Below are 1,016 nucleotides of genomic sequence, written 5' to 3' on the forward strand. Positions count from 1 at the left end.
CCGGGGCTGGGCCACCCGGACGGTGGCGGACACCACGGCGGCGGCCGGACAGGCCTGGGTGCGCACGGAGGTCCGGCTGGCCGTCCCGCGCGGGCACGACGCCTCGCTGGGCCTGACCATCGGCGATCCGGCCGTCCCACGCTCCGGCGGGCACTACCGCGCGCTGATCTTCCTCAACGGCTGGAACATCGGCCAGTACGTCGCCGACGTCGGGCCGCAGCACACCTTCGTGCTGCCGGAGGGCCTGCTGAACCCGCGCGGCCACAACACCCTGGCCCTGGCCGTGACCAGCGACGGTGGTGCCGGGGACACGCTGGAGGCCGCCCGGCTCACCGACCTGGGCACGGTCCGCGGCGGTGTCCCGGTGGCCCCGGTCCGCGCCCCGGGCTACCGCTGATCGTCGTGGGCGGCGGCCGCGCGGTCCGGCAGCAGCGAGCGCAGCCACGACTCGGAGGTGTCGACGTGCACCAGCGCGGTCGCCTGGGCCAGCACCGCGTCGCCGGCCCGCAGGGCCTGGTAGATGCGCTCGTGCTCGGCGATCGTCCGCACCGAGACGTGGCTGTCGGTCATGCCGCGCCACAACCGGGCCCGCAACGTCCGGCCGTTGAGCCCGTCGAGCAGCGACATCAGCGACTCGTTGCCGGTGGCCGCCGCGATGGCGTGGTGAAACGCGGCGTCGTAGCCGATGAGCAGCTCGGCATCGGCGCTCGCCGCCCGCATCCGGGTCAGCAGCCCGGCCAGCTCGTCCAGCTGCGCCGGCGTGATCCGGCTCGCCGCCAGCCCGGTCGCGGCCGGCTCCAGCAGCCGGCGGACCTCCATGATCTGCGGCAGGCTGTCGTCGCGCAGCAGGTCGACGGCCAGGCCGAAGCCCTCCAGCAGCAGCCGGGGCGCCAGGCTGGTCACATAGGTGCCGTCGCCGCGGCGCACGTCCACGACGCGGGCCAGCTCCAGCGCCTTGATGGCCTCGCGCAGCCCGCTGCGGGACAGCCCGAGCTGCGCGCTGAGCTGCGGCTCCG

At 75.6% G+C, this 1,016-nt stretch carries 2 protein-coding genes; one reads left to right on the top strand and one right to left on the bottom strand.

The genetic code is table 11. The annotated features are described in order from the left end of the window. On the top strand, nt 1–397 hold a 397-nt coding region (locus AB0C29_RS50255; protein WP_360835718.1), incomplete at its 5' end, for a beta galactosidase jelly roll domain-containing protein. Here AB0C29_RS50255 and AB0C29_RS50260 read toward each other — a convergent pair. Further along, nucleotides 388–1,016 (bottom strand): FCD domain-containing protein (locus AB0C29_RS50260; protein WP_360835720.1); only part of this gene is annotated, 629 nt, incomplete at its 5' end. The two genes, AB0C29_RS50255 and AB0C29_RS50260, sit on opposite strands and share 10 nt — an antisense overlap.

Source organism: Actinoplanes sp. NPDC048791 (assembly GCF_040650095.1).
GTDB lineage: Bacteria > Actinomycetota > Actinomycetes > Mycobacteriales > Micromonosporaceae > Actinoplanes.